Annotated in this window: 9 protein-coding genes; 6 read left to right on the top strand and 3 right to left on the bottom strand. The window is 72.5% G+C overall.

The genetic code is table 11. The features are described from left to right. The first annotated feature begins 2 nt into the window (after positions 1-2). Together fsxC and fxsT are read left to right on the top strand one after the other, a co-directional pair. Positions 3-1,322: an FxsC protein gene (fsxC, locus tag CG740_RS22190; protein WP_234376427.1), complete on the top strand. Its 1,320-nt coding sequence runs from the start codon at positions 3-5 to the stop codon at positions 1,320-1,322. Continuing rightward, the gene (gene fxsT, locus CG740_RS22195) at positions 1,306-5,229 is read left to right on the top strand and encodes an FxSxx-COOH system tetratricopeptide repeat protein (RefSeq protein WP_100576982.1); all 3,924 of its coding nucleotides are present in this window, start codon (positions 1,306-1,308) and stop codon (positions 5,227-5,229) included. The genes fsxC and fxsT overlap by 17 nt, the downstream gene beginning before the upstream one ends. 56 nt (positions 5,230-5,285) lie before the next feature. Here fxsT and CG740_RS22200 read toward each other — a convergent pair whose 3' ends face one another. Further along, positions 5,286-6,152 (bottom strand): alpha/beta fold hydrolase, encoded by an 867-nt coding sequence (locus CG740_RS22200; RefSeq protein ID WP_100576983.1) that lies wholly within the window; start codon positions 6,150-6,152, stop codon positions 5,286-5,288. A gap of 191 nt (positions 6,153-6,343) precedes the next feature. Between CG740_RS22200 and CG740_RS22205 the strand changes: the two genes are divergently transcribed. Both CG740_RS22205 and adhE read left to right on the top strand, forming a co-directional pair. Beyond that, positions 6,344-7,288: a slipin family protein gene (locus tag CG740_RS22205; RefSeq protein ID WP_100576984.1), complete on the top strand. Its 945-nt coding sequence runs from the start codon at positions 6,344-6,346 to the stop codon at positions 7,286-7,288. A 219-nt stretch (positions 7,289-7,507) separates the two neighbouring features. Further along, positions 7,508-10,129, top strand: coding sequence for a bifunctional acetaldehyde-CoA/alcohol dehydrogenase (gene adhE, locus CG740_RS22210; RefSeq protein WP_100576985.1), 2,622 nt, complete (start codon positions 7,508-7,510; stop codon positions 10,127-10,129). 120 nt (positions 10,130-10,249) lie between these two features. Here the strand turns inward: adhE and CG740_RS22215 are convergent, their stop codons facing one another. Both CG740_RS22215 and CG740_RS22220 read right to left on the bottom strand, forming a co-directional pair. After that, positions 10,250-10,903 (bottom strand): acetate uptake transporter, encoded by a 654-nt coding sequence (locus CG740_RS22215; protein ID WP_100576986.1) that lies wholly within the window; start codon positions 10,901-10,903, stop codon positions 10,250-10,252. Continuing rightward, positions 10,900-11,916, bottom strand: coding sequence for a DUF3533 domain-containing protein (locus CG740_RS22220; RefSeq protein ID WP_100576987.1), 1,017 nt, complete (start codon positions 11,914-11,916; stop codon positions 10,900-10,902). Before CG740_RS22220 ends, CG740_RS22215 begins: the two co-directional genes overlap by 4 nt. 567 nt (positions 11,917-12,483) lie before the next feature. On the opposite strand from CG740_RS22220, the gene CG740_RS22225 reads away from it, so the two are divergent. Then, complete coding sequence (locus CG740_RS22225; RefSeq protein ID WP_100576988.1) at positions 12,484-16,038, top strand: DNA polymerase III subunit alpha; 3,555 nt, start codon at positions 12,484-12,486, stop codon at positions 16,036-16,038. Continuing rightward, the gene (locus CG740_RS22230; protein ID WP_100576989.1) at positions 16,035-17,003 is read left to right on the top strand and encodes a DNA polymerase Y family protein; all 969 of its coding nucleotides are present in this window, start codon (positions 16,035-16,037) and stop codon (positions 17,001-17,003) included. The genes CG740_RS22225 and CG740_RS22230 overlap by 4 nt, the downstream gene beginning before the upstream one ends. The last annotated feature ends 156 nt before the right edge of the window (positions 17,004-17,159 follow it).

A 17,159-nucleotide genomic window follows, 5' to 3' on the forward strand; every position in this document is an offset into this window, starting at 1 on the left:
CCGTGAGCGACGGCCCGTACTTCTTCCTCAGCCACGCCCCGGCCGGCCGCGCCGCGGACGGCCCCGGCCCCGACCTGTGGGTGGGGCGGCTCTTCGACGACCTGTGCCGGGGCGTGGCCGAGCTGACCGCGCTGCCCGACGGCACACCCCCGGGCTTCATGGACCCCGGGCCGCGCGCCGGCGCCGACTGGTCCGAGGAGATCGGCCGCGGCCTCGCCTCCTGCCGGGTGTTCGTGCCGCTCCTGTCGCCCCGGTACTTCGCGAGCGAGCGGTGCGGCAAGCAGTGGTACGCCTTCGCGCAGCGGGCCATCCACCAGCGGGCCATCCACCAGCGGGCCGCCACCGGCCTTCCGGCCGACGCCATCGTCCCCGCCCTGTGGGTGCCCGTACCGGAACATCAACTGCCCTGGCCCGCAGTGCAGTTGGCCTTCGACCACCGCCGCCTGGGGGAGCGGTACGCCACCGACGGGCTCTACGGCCTCATCAAGCTCAGGCTGCTCGCCGAGGAGTACCACCGGGCCGTCCACCACCTCGCCCGGCACATCGTGGGCGCCGCCCGTGCCACCCGCGTCGGCCCCGGCCGCCCGCCGGACGCCCGCACCCTGCCCAGCGCCTTCGGCGCCGCCCCCGGTCCCCGGCCGCTGCGGGTGACCGTCGCCGCGCCCACCCGCGGCGAGCTGCCCGCGGGGCGCGACGGCGCCTACTACGGCGAGAGCGCGCTCGACTGGAACCCCTACCACCCGGACACCCGGCGGCCGTTGGCGCTGATCGCCGAGGACATCGTGGGCTCGCTCAACTACCGTCCCACCGTGGCCTCCTTCGACGACGAGCCCCCCGCCGGCGATCCGGCGGCGGCCCGCCCCGAGATCCTGCTCGTCGACCGCTGGGCGCTGCGCGACGAGCGCCGGCGCGCCCGCCTCGCCGCCCTCGACTCGGCCGGCCGGCCCTGGATCGGCGTGGTCGTGCCGTGGAACCGGGCCGACCCGCAGAGCCGGGCCGCCACCGGTGAACTCACCGCCCGCACGGAGGCCACCCTGCCGTTGCGGACGCGCCACGGCAGGGCCGCCTGCCGGACCGCCGCGCAGGGCGTGGAGTCCCTCGACGCGTTCGAGGAACTGCTGCCGCAGGTGGTCGAGGCGGCGGCCCAGCAGTACCTCAGACACGCCCCGGCCCATCCCCCCGGGGACCGCGCGCCCAGCGGACGGCCGCGTCTGACCGGCCCGATGGACACCGCCCCAGCACCCGGGCACCGCGGCCCGGCCCCGTACCGCGCGCTCGACCGGGCACCCGATGTGGAGGACACGGATGACAGCCAGCCGTGACGGACGTGTCGTCACCTTCTACTCCTACAAGGGCGGCACCGGGCGCACCATGGCCCTCGCCAACACCGCCCTGATCCTCGCCGCGAACGGCAAGCGGGTGCTCGCGGTGGACTGGGACCTGGAGGCGCCCGGCCTGCACCGCTTCTTCCACCCCTTCCTCGACCCGGCGACGCTGGGCGCGACCACCGGCGTCATCGATCTGATCACCGACTTCGCCTGGGCCGCCACCGACCCCGAGGAGCGGGCGCAGGACTGGCACCTGGCGTACGCCCGCCTCCAGCCGCACGCGGTCTCCCTGCGACCGGAGAACCTGGGCTGGAGCTTCCCCGACGGCGGCACCCTCGACTTCGTCTCCGCGGGCCTCCAGAACCGCGACTACTCCGCGACCGTCTCCGCCTTCGACTGGGACAACTTCTACGACCGGCTCGGCGGCGGCCTCTTCTTCGACGCCCTCCAGGCCGACATGAAGGCGCACTACGACTACGTACTGATCGACAGCCGCACCGGCCTCAGCGATGTCGCCGACATCTGCACCGTCCACCTGCCCGACATCCTCGTCGACTGCTTCACCCTCAGCGACCAGTCCATCGACGGCGCCGCCTCCGTCGCCCGCCAGATAGCCGAGCGCTACGGCACCCGCAACATCCGCGTCCTGCCCGTGCCCATGCGCATCGACGAGGGCGAGAAGGAGAAGGCGGACGCCGGACGGGCCCTGGCCCGGCTCAAGTTCGACGGCTTCCCCACCGGACTGGCCGGCGACCGGCTCGCCCAGTACTGGGGCTCGGTGGAGATCCCGTACCGCCCCTACTACGCCTACGAGGAGTCGCTCGCCGCCTTCGGCGACGAGGCCGGGCTCTCCAACTCCCTGCTCTCCGCCTTCGAACGGCTCACCTCCGTGATCACCGGCGGCGAGGTCACCTCGATGCCGGGCGTCGGCGACGAGGCCCGGCTGCGCATCAAGGACGCCTTCACGCGCCGCCGCCCCACCCTGCCCGTCGACGTCCACCTCTCGTACGCCGCCGAGAACCGCATGTGGGCCGACTGGATCGAGGCGGTCCTCGGCCGGGCCGGGTTCCGGGTGCTGCCGCGCGATGTCTCCGACCCGGCGCCGGCCCGCCCCGAGCCCGCCGCCGACACCAGCCGCAGTGTGGTGCTGCTCTCCGCCGCCTACCTCAAGTCGGCCCGGGCGACGGACATGTGGCGCCGCGCGGCCGCCGCGGACCCGACCGGGCTGCGCCGCACGATGCTGCCGGTGCGGGTCGACGACGTACGCCTGCCGGGCACCTATCTCGACCGCAACCCGGTCGACCTGTTCCGGCTCGACGAAGCCCACGCCACCGAGTCCCTGCTGCGCGCCCTGGACCGGCCGGGCCAGGGCGGCGGGCAGAGCGAGGGGCCGCGGTTCCCCGGTACCGTGCCGAGGATCTGGAACCTGCCACCCCGCAACCTCGCCTTCACCGGCCGCTCGCAGGTCCTGGAGCGGATGCGCGACCAGCGCGGCGGCGGACTCGCGGTCGTCCTGCCGCAGCCGCAGACGCTGTACGGACTCGGCGGCGTCGGCAAGACACAGATCGCCCTGGAGTACGCACACCGCTTCATGGCCGACTACGACCTGGTCTGGTGGATCCAGTGCGCCCGCACCAGCGACGTGGCGGCCGGCCTCGCCGAACTCGGCGGCCGTCTGGGCGGCCAGGGCGGCGACGACATCGGCGTGGCCTGCCGCGAGGCCATCGAGATGCTGCGGCGCGGAGTGCCCGTCGAGCGCTGGCTGCTGGTCTTCGACAACGCCGACGACCCCGAGCAGCTCCAGCGGTTCCTGCCGCGCGGCGGACCCGGCCACATCCTGGTCACCTCGCGCAACCAGGCCTGGTCGCAGCACGGCGACGCGCTGGCCGTGGACGTCTTCCGGCGGGAGGAATCCGTCGAGCACCTCCAGCGCCGGGCGCCGGGTCTGTCCGCCCACGAGGCCGACCAGGTCGCGGGCGCGCTCGGCGATCTGCCGCTCGCCGTGGAACAGGCGGCCGCCTGGATCGCCGAGACCGCGACCCCGGTCGCCGACTACCTCGACCAGCTGGCCCGGCAGAGCACCGGTGTGCTCTCCCTCAACCAGCCGGCCGGCTACCCCGAACCGGTCGGCGCCACCTGGAACGTCTCCATCGAACTCCTCGAACAGCGCTCACCGGCCGCGGTGCGCCTGCTCCAGCTGTGCGCCTTCTTCGCGCCCGAGCCCATCTGGGCGGGGCTGCTCTACGGGCGGGAGATGATCGAGGCGCTCACCCCGTACGACCCCTCGCTCCGCGAGAAGCTGGTGCTCGGCCGGGTCATCCGCGAGATCGGCCGGTTCGCGCTCGCCAAGGTCGACCCGGTCGAGGGCACCATCGAGGTGCACCGGCTCGTCCAGGCCGTGGTCCGCTCCCAGCTGACCGAACAGGAGCGCCACGAGGCACAGCACACCGTCCACCGGATCCTGGCCGGCGCCCGGCCCGACGGCGACGAGCCGATCGACAACCCCGAGACCTGGCCCCGGTTCGCCGGCATCTGGCCGCACCTCGGCCCCTCCGAGGTCCCGCTGTGCGGCGAACCCGAACCCCGCAGACTGCTCATCGACCGGCTGCGCTATCTGTGGAAGCGCGGCGAGTTCAGCGCCGCCTCGGCCCTCGGCGAAGAACTGCGCGAGCTGTGGCGCGAGCAGCTCGGCAGCGACGACATCCAGTACCTCTATCTACGCTTCCACATCTCCAACGTCCGCCGCTCACAGGGGCGTTACGCCGAAGCCCTGGAGCTGGACGAGGAGACCCTGGCCCGCCAGCGCGAGACCCTGGGCGCCACCCACCCGCACACCTACATGACCACCAGCGCCCTCGCCATGGACCTCGGCGCGCTCGGCCGCTACGACAGGGCGATCGAGCTGGCGACCGAGGCGTACGAGGGCTTCCGGGCCATCTTCGACGAGTCGCACCCCAGGACGCTGGCCGCGGGCAACAACCTGGCCCTCACCCGGCGCCTGGTCGGCTGGTACGCCGGGGCCCGCGAACTCGACCAGGACGTCTACGACCGGCGCACCGAGGTCCTCGGCCCCGAGCACCCCTACACCCTCTCTTCGGCGATGTGCCTGGCCCGCGATCTGCGCGAGATCGGCCGCTACGAGGACTCGGTGGCGCTGCTCTCGCGCACGTACGCCCTCTCCAAGGACCGGCTGGGGGCGTCCTTCCCCGGCACCCTCGCCGCCGCCAAGAGCCTGTCCGTGGCGCTGCGCCGAACCGGCCGCTACGAGGACGCGCGCCGCCTGACGCAGTCCGCCCGCGCCCGCTACCGGGCCAAGTACACCTCGGTGAACCCGGACTCGCTGGCCTGCGAACTCAACCTGGCCGCCGACCTGTTCGCGGCGGGCGAGTTCACCGCGGCCCGCGACACCGCCCTCGGTGTGGTCGCGCAGTACAGCGAGAACCCGGGCCCCGGCCACCCCTACACCCTGGCGGCGCTCAGCAACCTCGGCATCTACCAGTGGGGCTGCGGCGAGACGGCCGCCGCGGAGTCGGTCCTGACGGGCGCGATCGCGACGATGCGCGAGGTCCTGGGCCCCAGGCATCCGCACACCCTGTTCGCCACGGTCAACCTCGCCCAGGTGAAGGCGGACCTGGGCGAGCTGCACAACGCCCTGGAGCTGGAGCGGGACGCGGTGGCGGGCCTCACCGAAACCCTGGGGCGCCACCACCCCGAGCGGCTCGCCTGCTCGGCGAACCTGGCCCTGACCCTCGATGCCCTCGGACGCCGGGAGGAGGCCCAGCGGCTCCGCTCGGAGGCGCTGCTCGAACTGGCCCGGCTGCTCGGCGAGGACCACGTCCTGGTCCGTATGGTGCGCGAACTGCGCCGATTCCACCGGGACTTGGAGCCGCTCGCGGTCTGAGCGGCCGGAGCGGCCGGAGCGGCCGAAGAGGTGCGGGGGCGGCCGCCCGGCAGGCCTCACTCCTCGATGAGCCAGCGCAGCACCCGGGGCAGCGCGTGCAGCGCGTCGAAGTGCGCGGCGGCCGGCTCCAGGACGGCCGTCACGCCCGGGATGCGCTCGGCCAGCCAGTGGTAGTGGCCGACGGGCGAGAACACGTCCTGCTCGCCGTGCCACAGCAGGACCTCGCCCCGGATCGAGGACGGGTCGAAGCCCCACGGGTTGCAGAACGCCAGCGCGTCGTCGATCCAGCCGTACGCCGAAGTCCGCAGCGCCTCGCGGTAGTTGCGCAGCAGCATCGCGCGCACCCCGGCGTCCTTGACCACCATCCGGTCGGCGTGGGTGAGTTCGGCGCGCAGCTCGTCCAGGAGCCGCACCGGGTTCTCGCGGATGTGCGCCGCGCGCACGACGAACCGCGCGGCCAGTTCGTCCGGGTCGGCCGTTCCCGTCTCGTAGGCCGCGACGTTGGAGGCGGCCATGCCGTCGAACCAGTCCAGGCCCTCGGCGTCCGGCGGGGCGAGCGTGACCAGCGCGGCCGCCCGGGTGACCCGGTCCGGCAGCAGAGCGGCGCAGGCGAGGGCGTGCGGGGCGCCCCCGGAGCGGCCCACGACCGCGAAGCGCTCGAAGCCGTAACGGTCGGCTATCGCGGCCACGTCCCGCGCGGCGTCCGCGACCCGGCGCCCCTGGAGCCGGTCGGAGCCGCCGTAGCCGGGCCGGTCGTAGGCGATGACCTGTGTCCGGCGGTGGTAGAGCACCATGCTGCGGGGCGCCGGCCCGAGCCGGCTGCCGGGCGTGCCGTGCAGCAGGAACACCGGGCTGCCCTGCGGGTCGCCGAACAGCTCCACCGTGAGGATCCGGCCGTCGGCCGTGCACACCCTGTCCCGCACCGCTGCCCCCTTCACCCGGCCGGGCACCCGGTCGGGGCACCGGCCGACCCACCCGGTCAGGCGCCGACCGGCGCTCCGGCCCGTCCGGCCGCAGCCTACTCGCGGACGGGGGCCCGGCCGGGGGCTCCCCCTGGGGGTAATGCGGAGTTACCGTCGAGGTACACGTCCGATTCGGACCCTTGGGGGCCGTGATGGTCGAGGCACTGGTGGCGGCCGGCATCGCCGTCGGATCCGGCGGGGTCCTCTACGCGCTGGCCGCGGCCCGCGTCGTCAAGCAGTACGAGCGCGGGGTGGTGCTCCGGCTCGGCCGGCTGAAGGACTCGGTGCGCGGGCCCGGACTCACGATGATCGTCCCCTTCGTGGACCGGCTGCGGAAAGTGAACATGCAGATCGTGACGATGCCGGTGCCCGCCCAGGACGGCATCACCCGGGACAACGTCACGGTCCGGGTGGACGCGGTCATCTACTTCAAGGTGATCGATCCGGCGGATGCGGTGATCCAGGTCGAGGACTACCAGTTCGCGGTCTCGCAGATGGCGCAGACCTCACTGCGTTCGATCATCGGCAAGAGCGACCTGGACGACCTCCTGTCGAACCGGGAGAAGCTCAACCAGGGCCTGGAGCTGATGATCGACAGCCCGGCCATCGGCTGGGGCGTGCAGATCGACCGGGTCGAGATCAAGGACGTGTCGCTGCCGGAGACGATGAAACGCTCGATGGCCCGCCAGGCCGAGGCCGACCGTGAGCGCCGGGCCCGTGTGATCAACGCGGACGCCGAACTCCAGGCCTCGAAGAAGCTGGCCGAGGCGGCCGGGGTGATGTCCGAGCAGCCGGCCGCCCTCCAGCTGAGGCTGTTGCAGACGGTGGTGGCGGTGGCCGCCGAGAAGAACTCCACGCTGGTCCTGCCGTTCCCGGTGGAACTCCTGCGCTTCCTGGAGCGCGCCCAGCCGTCGGCGGCCGCGCCGGCCGAAACACCGCCCGCACCCGCCGAAACACCGCCCGCACCCGCCGAAACACCGGCCGGGCCGGCCGCCGTGCCTCCGGTGGAACCGGCCGCGGCCGAAATCCCTCCGGCGCAGGCGCATTCGGAGATCGTGGACGACGGCGAGGAAAATAACCCTCCGAAAAACTTGTGAAAGTTTTCACAAGCGCGCATGGGTCTTAAGTCCTGAGGTGAAAGCGCAGCTCAGCGCCATATTTCGGATGACGTCCGGTCAATTGAAAGGACCTTCTGCCCTCGGGAACAGGGCTTTGTCGGGCCCGCGAGCACCGCGAACAGGTGTCGAATTGAGACATCGGAAAAGCATCGCAACGCTCGCAATGCTCCTAGCGCTCGACAAGAAGGAGTTCCTGCCATGGAGGCCAAGAACGCCGAGGACGTCACGACCGCCGAGACCGTGGTCGACACATTGGTGCGCGGGGCCCAGGAGGCCCTCGGCCGGTTCGAGACGTTCACCCAGGAGCAGGTCGACCACATCGTCAAGAAGGCCTCGCTGGCCGCGCTGAGCGAGCACGGCGAACTGGCCCGGCTCGCCGTCGAGGAGACCGGCCGCGGCCTCTTCGAGGACAAGGCCGTCAAGAACCTCTTCGCCTGCGAGCACGTCGTCAACTCGATGCGCGGCCTGAAGACCGCCGGAGTGATCAGCCGCGACGAGCTGAACGGCATCACCGAGATCGCCGAACCCGTCGGCGTCATCTGCGCGATGACCCCGGTCACCAACCCCACGTCGACGACCCTCTTCAAGGCGCTGATCGCGCTGAAGACCCGTAACCCGATCGTCTTCGCCTTCCACCCCTCCGCGCAGAACTGCTCGGCCGCGGCCGCCCGGATCGTGCGGGACGCCGCGATCGCGGCCGGGGCGCCCGAGGGATGTGTGCAGTGGATCGAAACCCCGTCGATGGAGGCCACCGGCCTCCTGATGAACCACGAGGGCGTCTCCACCATCCTGGCCACCGGCGGCAACGCCATGGTCAAGGCCGCCTACTCCTGCGGCAAGCCCGCCCTCGGCGTCGGCGCGGGCAACGTCCCGGCATACGTCACCCGGAGCGGCAAGCTCGCCCGGGCCGTGCACGACATCGTGCTCTCCAAGTCCTTCGACCACGGCATGATCTGCGCCTCCGAGCAGGCCGTCATCCTCGACCAGGAGGTGTACGAGCGCGGTCTGGCCGAATTCCAGCGGCTCGGCGCGTACGTCCTGAGCGCGGCCGAGAAGACCAAGCTGGAGGAGTTCGTCTTCGGCACCACCGCCTTCGCGAGCAACTGCGCGGGCGCCAGGCTCAACGCCTCGGTCGTCGGCAAGTCGCCCCGCTGGATCGCCGAGCAGGCCGGCTTCGAGGTGCCGGAGACCACCTCGATCCTGGTCGCCGAGTGCGCGGAGGTCGGCGAGGGCGAACCCCTCACCCGCGAGAAGCTGTCCCCGGTCCTGGCCGCCCTCAAGGCCGACTCCACCGAGCACGGCCTCCAACTCTCCGCGCAGATGGTCGAGTTCCACGGCCTGGGCCACAGTGCCGCCATCCACACCGAGGACGACGAGCTGGCCGAGGAGTTCGGCAAGCGGGTCAAGGCGATCCGCGTGATCGTGAACGCGCCCTCCACCTTCGGCGGCATCGGCGACGTCTACAACGCCTTCCTGCCCTCCCTCACCCTCGGCTGCGGCTCCTACGGACACAACTCGGTGTCCAACAACGTCTCCGCGGTCAACCTCGTCAACGTCAAGCGGATCGGACGGCGCAACAACAACATGCAGTGGTTCAAGGTCCCGCCGAAGATCTACTTCGAGCGCAACTCCATCCGCTACCTCGGCGAGATGGACGGCCTGAAGCGGGTCACGATCGTCACCGACAAGACCATGGGCAGGCTCGGCTTCGTCCAGAAGGTCACCGACATCCTCCAGGCCCGCCCCGGCTCGGTCGTCCTCCAGGTCATCGACAACGTCGAGCCCAACCCGGAGCTGTCGACGGTACGGGCCGGCGCCGCGATGATGCGCGACTTCGAGCCGGACACGATCGTCGCGCTCGGCGGCGGCTCGGCCATGGACGCCGCCAAGATCATGTGGCTGATGTACGAGCACCCGGAGGTCGAGTTCGCGGACACGAAGGAGAAGTTCTTCGACATCCGCAAGCGCGCCTACAAGTTCCCCGCGCTCGGCGAGAAGGCCCAGCTGGTCGCCATCCCGACCACCTCGGGAACGGGCAGCGAGGTCACCCCCTTCGCGGTCATCTCCGACCCGGAGGCCGCGCAGAAGTACCCGCTCGCCGACTACGCGCTCACCCCGAACGTCGCGATCGTCGACCCGGTGCTCCCCATGGGCCTGCCCGCCACCGTGACCGCCGACTCCGGCTTCGACGCCCTGACCCACGCCACCGAGGCGTACGTCTCGGTCTACTCCAACGACTACACCGACGGCCTCTGCCTCCAGGCGATCAAGCTGATCTTCGAGAACCTGGAGCGCTGCGTCGTGGACGGGGCGGCCGACCCCGAGGCGCGCGAGAAGATGCACAACGCCTCGACGGTGGCGGGCATGGCCTTCGCCAACGCCTTCCTCGGCCTGGTGCACGCCATGGCGCACACCCTCGGCAACACCTTCCACGTCGCTCACGGCCGCACCAACGCGCTGCTCCTGCCGCACGTCATCCGGCACAACGGCCAGGTGTCCGGCAAGGCGACCCCGTGGCCGAAGGCCGAGGTCTACCGGGCCCCGGAGCGCTTCCAGGAGATCGCCAAGATGCTGGGCCTGCCGGCCGCGACCCCCGAGGAGAGCGTCGAGTCCTACGCCCGGGCCGTCGAGGAACTGCGCGCCAAGTGCGGCATCCCCGCCTCCTTCCAGGAGGAGGGCGTGGACGAGACCGCCTTCATCGAGGCCCTGCCGGTCCAGGCGATGAACGCCTACGCCGACCAGTGCGCCCCGGCCAACCCGCGGATGCCGATGATCGACGACATGAAGGCGCTCATGACGCGGGCGTACTACGGCAAGTAGGCCGCCCGCGTCCCCCAGGTCCGCCGCATGCGGGGCCGCCCTTCGCCGGGCGGCCCCGCCTCGTGTCTCCGGCCGGCCAGTCGTGTCTCCGGCCGGCCGGTCGGGTCTCCGGGTGGTCGGTCAGGTCTCCGGGTGGTCGGGCGGGGACAGGAAGCGGCCCATCGGCAGCACCGGGCGGCCCCAGGTCGAGGCGAGGATCTGACCCGCGAGGAGGTACGTCGCGCCCAGTGCCGCGCACAGACCGGCCCACCCGGCGATCCGGTTCCAGATCACCTCGCCCGTGAACCCGTTGCAGACCAGCCCGACGAAGACGACGAGCACGCAGGTGAAGGTGGAGAGCAGCGCCAGATGGATGCGGAAGCTGCCCAGCCAGAGCACGAACACCACGAACACCCAGGGCAGCGTGAAAAGACCCATCGCGTCGCCGCGCAGCGACGGGTCGAGCGTCGGCACCACCCACTGGAGCATCAGCGCCTTCGCCATCCAGAACACCCCGAAGCCGCCGAAGACCGTAGCGTGCCAGGTGTCGCCGCGCTGGGCCTGGAAGAGCCCGGCGAGCAGCTGGGCCAGGCCGCCGATGAAGAAGCCGACCAGCGGCACCACGGACGCCGCGAGCTTCTCGGGGAAGACCCCCGCGTCGATGCCGGTGGCGATGGTGGTCACCACGATGAACCCGGTCAGGCCGAGCGGACCGAGCTGCGCCTGCGCGCTCGGCTCCATCCGCCTTACGGAGAAGGCCTGTTCGGCCGGGCCGGAGCGGCGGGGGATGTTCACACGCCCACCGGCCTCTCGGCGCGGTCGCGGCGCAGACCGGCGAGCACCAGGGTGATGACGGCGCCGGCCACCGCCCAGATCGACAGCACCAGGAGCGGACCGGTGACCGCCTCGCCCCGGAAGTACGCGATCGAGCGGGCGGCCCAGGTGCCGGCGCCGGGCGGCAGACCCGGCCCGATCGTCCGCCAGAACGGCGGCAGCAGCGGATACGGGTAGGCGCCGCCCGCGCTCGGATTGCCGAGTACGACGATGACCAGGATCGCCAGGCCGATGCCGACGACTCCGGCGAGCCCCTGGAAGGCGAGGGTGGTGGCGCCCACCGCGAACACGACGAGCGCGCCGAGTCCGGCGAGGCCGAGGTAGCTGCCCGGCAGCGCGCCGAGCACCGGCCCGATGATGAGCGAGCCGAGGAGTCCGGCGGCGATCGAGTACACGGCGAGCACCGCGAGCCGGATCAGCGCGCGATGGGTGTTGGCGGGCCGGGCGCCCGCGCTGATCGCCAGGATCGCGGCGCACAGATAGCCGCCCACGCACCAGCCGACGACGAGGTAGAACGCGGACAGCGTGCGGGAGTCGCCCGCGGCGGCCGGGGCGACGTCGGTCACCTCGACCGTACGCTGCTGGGCCTTCTCGGCGGCCGTCGTGATGGCCTCCACGGCCTGCGCGAGGGAGGCCCCGCCGCCGCTCGCCACGAGCAGCCGGTCGGTGGTGCCCCGCGGGTCCACCAGCAGGGCCCCGTCGATGCTGCGGTCGCGCAGTTGGCGGGTGGCGTCCGCCGCGTCCTTCGCCGTGCGCACGTCCAGCGGTGTGCCGGGGAGCTTGCCCAGCTGCTGGGTGAGCTGCCCCTGGATCTGCGCGGGGGCGACCACGGCGAAGGGGATGTCCTTCGGCTTCGGGCTGTGGAAGGCGCCGGCGTAGGACGCGATGAAGGCGACCATCAGCCCCAGTACGCCGATCACCAGCAGGGCGGCCCGTACGGAGACGGCGCTCTTCACCTCGTCGACGAATGTCATGCCCCCACGCTCCGCCGAGCGGGCCGCCCCCGCAGTCGGACTGACCCAAACGACTGACCGGGGTCCGGGGGGTTTGCCCGCCCGCCCGCCCGTTACTCGGGGTTGGTAGGTTCCGGGTCCCCCTGGGGCTCCGCCCCAGACCCCGTTCGCGCCTTAAGGGCGCTCGTCCTCAAACGCCGGACGGGCTGAGGATGCCTGCGCCGACCAGCACCGAGGCATTCCGGGTCGCCTACAGGGGCGCGGGGCTGTGGCATTGCGCGGCTCCGCCGCGGTGGGCGCGACCGGGGGGTTCTGGGTCACCTACGGGGGCGCGGGGAACTGCGCGAGAAGGGGGCACGGTCCGCAGCCGAAAAGGGGGTTGGGGGCGCGGGGAACTGCGCGAACGGCTACGCGTGGCGTGTTCGGACGTGGGCCGGGGTGAGGGAGGCCGACCCCGGGGGACCCATCGCCACCCCACCCGGAGGGGCAGCACCAGGATTCGAACATACGTGTCGCACGCACGTTCGAACTGGTCTATGGTTGAAGCGAGGGGGTGAGAGACGGCTCGGTAATCGGTAGGAGGCGCGGATGCCAAGGTTCACGCATCTGCACACCGTCTCGGGGTTCTCCCTCCGCTACGGCGCCTCGCATCCGGAACGGCTGGCCGAGCGCGCTGTCGAGCGCGGCATGGACACCCTCGCCCTGACCGACCGGGACACCCTCGCCGGTACCGTCCGCTTCGCGAAGGCCTGCGCCGAGGCCGGGATCCGCCCGCTGTTCGGGGCCGAACTCGCCGTGCCGGAACACCTCGGGAACGCCGGGGCCGGCCCGGCCCGCGGCCCCGCCCGGCGCACCCCCGTGCGGGGCGGCGCCTTCGTGGACGAGTCCGCCCCCCGCGTCACCTTCCTCGCCCGGGACGGCGCGACCGGCTGGGCCGAGCTCTGCCGACTGGTCAGCGCGGCGCACACCGCCGTGGGCCGCCCGCTGCTGACCCACGCCGACCTGCCCGCCGAAGGGCTCACCGTGCTGCTCGGCCCCGCCTCCGAGATCGGCCGCGCACTGAGCGCCGGCCGCCCCGACCGGGCCGCGCGCCTGCTCGCCCCCTGGCGGGAGATCTACGGCGACGCCCTCCGTCTGGAGGCCGTCCACCATGGCCTCCGCGGCACCGGCCCCGGCTCCCTGCGGCTCGCCGCCCGCACCGTCGGCTTCGCCGCCGAACAGGGCGTACGCGCCGTCCTGACCAACGCCGCGCGCTACGCCGACCCCGGCCAGGGCCCGGTCGCCGACGTACTGGACGCCGCGCGGCGCCTCGTTCCGGTGCGGGCGCCGTTCGACAGCGGCGAGCGCTGGCTCAAGGGCCCGGACGCCATGTTCAAGATCGCCGAGCGGGTCGCCGAGGCGGCCGGCTGGCGGCGCGATGTCGCCCACCGGCTGCTCGCCATGACCGAGGAGACCGCCGCCGAGTGTCTCGTCGACCCCCAGGACGACCTCGGTATGGGCACCGCGAGCTATCCCGAGCCGTATCTCGTCGGCGCCGCCCACCGCGCCCCGCAACGGGTCCTCGCCTCCCGGGCCGCGGCCGGCATGGTGCTGCGCGGCTATGCGGGCCGGCGCGCGTACTGGGAGCGGATGCACCACGAGCTGGACATCATCGCGCACTGGGGGTACGCCTCGTACTTCCTTACCGTCGCCCAAGTCGTCGACGACGTAAGGGAGATGGGCATCCGCGTGGCCGCGCGCGGCTCCGGCGCGGGCTCGCTCGTCAACCATCTGCTCGGCATCGCCCACGCCGATCCGATCGAGAACGGGCTCCTGATGGAGCGCTTCCTGTCCAAGCGGCGCCCGGTGCTGCCCGACATCGACATCGATGTGGAGTCCGCCCGCCGGCTCGACGTCTACCGCGCGATCATCGACCGCTTCGGCACCGAGCGCGTCGCCGCTGTCGCCATGCCCGAGACCTACCGGGTGCGGCACGCCATCCGCGACGTGGGCGCCGCCCTGTCCATGGACCCGGCCGTCATCGACCGGATCGCCAAGTCCTTCCCCCACATCCGGGCCCGCGACGCCCGCACCGCCCTCCAGGAACTGCCCGAACTGCGTTCCCTGGCAGCCGAGATGGAGAAGTACGGCAAGCTCTGGGAGCTCGTCGAAGCCCTGGACGCCCTGCCGCGCGGCATCGCGATGCACCCGTGCGGCGTGCTTCTCTCGGACGCCTCGCTGCTGCGCCGCACCCCGGTGATGCCCACCAGCGGTGAGATCCCCCTAGGCCTTGAGGGCCAGGGAGGTGCCCCCATCCCCATGTCCCAGTTCGACAAGGAGGACGTGGAGGACCTGGGGCTGCTCAAACTGGACGTCCTGGGGGTGCGGATGCAGTCCGCGATGGCCCATGCGGTCGCCGAGATCGGCCGGGCCACCGGCGAGGAGCTCGACATCGACGACCCCGCCCAAGTCCCGCCGGGCGATGCCAGGACGTACCAACTCATCAGCTCCACCGAGACGTTGGGCTGTTTCCAGATCGAGTCGCCCGGCCAGCGCGACCTGGTCGGGCGGCTCCAGCCGTCGACCTTCCACGACCTCGTCGTGGACATCTCACTGTTCCGGCCGGGCCCGGTCGCGGCCGACATGGTGCGCCCGTTCATCGAGGCCCGGCACGGCCGCGCCCCGGTGCGCTTCCCGCACCCCGACCTGGCCGACGCGCTGCGCGACACCTATGGCGTGGTCGTCTTCCACGAGCAGATCATCGAGATGGTGAACATCATGACCGGCTGCGGCCGGGGCGAGGCCGACCGGGTGCGGCGCGGGCTCTCCAACCCGGAGTTGCAGGCGCACATCAAGGTCTGGTTCGCCCAACTCGCCCAGGAGCGCGGCTACTCGCCCGAGGTGATCGCCCGTACCTGGGAGATCATCGAGGCCTTCGGCTCGTACGGCTTCTGCAAGGCGCACGCGGTCGCCTTCGCGGTGCCGACCTACCAGTCGGCCTGGCTCAAGGCGCACCACCCGGCCGCCTTCTACGCCGGGCTGCTCACCCACGACCCCGGGATGTATCCGAAGCGGCTGCTGCTCGCGGACGCGCGGCGGCGCGGGGTGCCGATCCTGCCGGTGGATGTGAACCGGTCCTCGGTCGCACACAGAATCGAACTGGTGTCCGGTCAGTGGGGGGTGCGGCTCGCGCTCTGCGACGTCCACGGCATCAGCGAGGCCGAGAGTGCGCGCATCGAGGCCGGCCGGCCCTACGCCTCGCTGCGCGACTTCTGGCAGCGAGCCAGGCCCGGCCGGCCGGTCGCCGAGCGGCTTGCCCGGATCGGCGCGCTCGACGCGTTCGGCGCCAACCGCCGCGACCTGCTGCTCCACCTGTCCGAACTGCATGGCTCCCGTCGCGCTCCTGGCGGTCAACTGCCGCTGGACGGAGGCATGTTGACGGCCCGCGCCGGGCTGCCCGACCTGGACGACGCGGAACGGCTCAGCGCCGAACTCGGCGTCCTCGGCATGGACGCCTCCCGCCATCTGATGGAGGACCACACCGCGTTCCTGAACGAACTCGGCGTCGTGTCCGCCAAGCGGCTGCGCGACGCGAAGCACGGCGAGACGGTTCTGGTCGCGGGCGCCAAGGCGGCCACCCAGACCCCGCCGATCCGCTCCGGCAAGCGGGTCGTCTTCAGCACCCTGGACGACGGCACCGGCCTGGTCGACCTGGCCTTCTTCGACGACAGCCACGACGCCTGCGCCTACACGGTCTTCCACTCCTGGCTCCTCCTCGTACGGGGCGTGGTGCAGCGGCGCGGGCCGCGCAGCCTCAGCGTGGTGGGCGCCCGCGCCTGGAATCTCGCCGAACTCGTCGAACTGCGCCGCGCGGGCGGCCTGGACGCGGTCTCGGCCCGCCTCGCGACCCCGCCCGAGCCGATGTCCCGGCCCGGAGCCGCGGACGGGGCCGAGGGAGGGGCCGAAGGCGGGGCCGAGGGAGGCCCCGCGCCCGAGGGAGGCCCCGCGCCCGACGGGGCGACCGCGCCCACCGCCGACAACGGCCGCCGCATCCACCTGTCCACCGGCTATGAACTGAACCCCTGGGCCGACCTGCAACCCGCGGGTGAACGGGCTGCCACCGGGCGGAAGTTGTGGCATTCGAGCCCGGGGAGTGCGGGATGATCCTCTGTGCACATTTCGCTCTCGCGGAGGCGGGCACGGCGCTGCCCGCGCTGGTCGCCCTCGCCGAGGGCCTCACCCCGGTCGTCCAGGCACTCCCGCCCGACGGCCTCCTCGCCGACCTGGGTGGCGCCGAGAAGTACTTCGGGCAGGACGCCGGACAACTCGCCGCCGTCCTGCGGGTCCGCGCGCTCGCCCACTTCGGCCTGGACTGCGCCATCGGGCTCGCCCCCAACCCGATGCTGGCCAGGATGGCCGCGCGGGACGCCGGACCCGGCACGACCCGCACGGTCCGCCCCGACGAGGTGGACCGCTACCTCGCCGCGAAGCCGGTCCGGGCACTCGACGGCGTCGGTCGCTCGACCGCCGGCCGCCTCTGCGCCTACGGACTTGACACGGCGGGCCGCCTCGCCGCGGCGCCGCCGGGTACCGTCCAGCGGATCCTCGGCGCCCGGCAGGGCCGCGACCTCCAGGAGCGCGCCCGCGGCATCGACCGCACCCCCGTCGTGCCGAACGCCTCCGCCCGGTCACTGGCCGCCGAACGGACCTTTCCCCGCGACGAGTTGGACCCCGTACGCCATCAGCGAGCCCTGCTCTCCCTCGCCGAGGAACTGGGCGTCCGGCTGCGCGGCTCCGGTCAGGCGTGCCGCTCCCTCACCCTCACGGTGCGCTACGCCGACCGGTCCACCACCACCCGCACCCGTGGCCTGCGCGAGCCGACGGCCCACTCGCCCGCGCTGGCCGACCTCGCCCGCGCCCTCCACGCGGCGCTCGGCCTGCAACGGGCCAGGGTTCGCGGCATCGCACTGCGGGCCGAGGGCCTGATGGCGGCCGAACACGCCGCCCACCAGCTGACGTTCGCCCCCGAGGATGAGCGGGCCCGTCGTATCGAGGCGGTGGCCGACCTGGCCCGGGCCAAGTTCGGCCCCCGCGCCGTCATCCCGGGCTCACTGTCCGACGCGGCCTGAACGGACGAAGCTCGATCCGTCCCGGCCGGAACGGACCCGGCCTGCGCCGAACGGACGGCCTGTGCTGAGGGGCGCCCAGCGTGAAGTGACCGTACTGGGACGAACGGCGCCCGTTGTCGCGAACTCCCCACAACCGGGCCCTGGTTGAGAGAAAAC

The organism is Streptomyces sp. CB01201 (assembly GCF_002803085.1).
GTDB classification, from domain to species: Bacteria; Actinomycetota; Actinomycetes; order Streptomycetales; family Streptomycetaceae; genus Streptomyces; species Streptomyces hundungensis.

Excerpts from the sequence above, each read along its gene's own strand:
- fxsT (WP_100576982.1), top strand. The coding sequence starts at position 1,306 with ATGACAGCCAGCCGTGACGGACGTGTCGTCACCTTCTACTCCTACAAG.
- CG740_RS22205 (WP_100576984.1), top strand. The coding sequence starts at position 6,344 with ATGGTCGAGGCACTGGTGGCGGCCGGCATCGCCGTCGGATCCGGCGGG.
- adhE (WP_100576985.1), top strand. The coding sequence starts at position 7,508 with ATGGAGGCCAAGAACGCCGAGGACGTCACGACCGCCGAGACCGTGGTC.
- CG740_RS22220 (WP_100576987.1), bottom strand. The coding sequence starts at position 11,916 with ATGACATTCGTCGACGAGGTGAAGAGCGCCGTCTCCGTACGGGCCGCC.
- CG740_RS22225 (WP_100576988.1), top strand. The coding sequence starts at position 12,484 with ATGCCAAGGTTCACGCATCTGCACACCGTCTCGGGGTTCTCCCTCCGC.
- CG740_RS22230 (WP_100576989.1), top strand. The coding sequence starts at position 16,035 with ATGATCCTCTGTGCACATTTCGCTCTCGCGGAGGCGGGCACGGCGCTG.